Here is a 325-nt window from a genome sequence, read left to right as displayed (position 1 = left end):
CTTGATAATCGTAATGTTGTCACGCGCTTGCGCTTGATCTACCAGTACTTGGTCCGCTCGCAAGGTATCTGCAAATTCAAGCACCGTCACACTCTTCACGATACCAGCCAAATCGAGTGCCGCTTCGATTCCAGAATTACCACCACCAACAACAGCAACATCTTTCCCTTTGAAGAATGGGCCATCACAATGTGGACAGTACGCCACGCCATTACCGATATTTTCTTTCTCACCAGGAACGTTTAGCTCTCTCCACTTCGCCCCTGTTGCGACAATCAAGGTCTTGGTATCGATACGCTCACCTGATGACAAGACCACGGTTTTG

1 protein-coding gene is annotated in these 325 nt (G+C 48.6%); it reads right to left on the bottom strand.

Annotated features, from left to right (window positions below; all coding sequences use genetic code 11):
• A partial coding sequence (locus A3738_RS10680; protein ID WP_197473797.1) for an FAD-dependent oxidoreductase occupies window positions 1-325 on the bottom strand: 325 nt, incomplete at both ends.

The organism is Oleiphilus sp. HI0066 (assembly GCF_001635725.1).
Note: the sequence above shows the minus strand (reverse complement) of the source record. Positions and strands in the feature narration are given on the sequence as shown.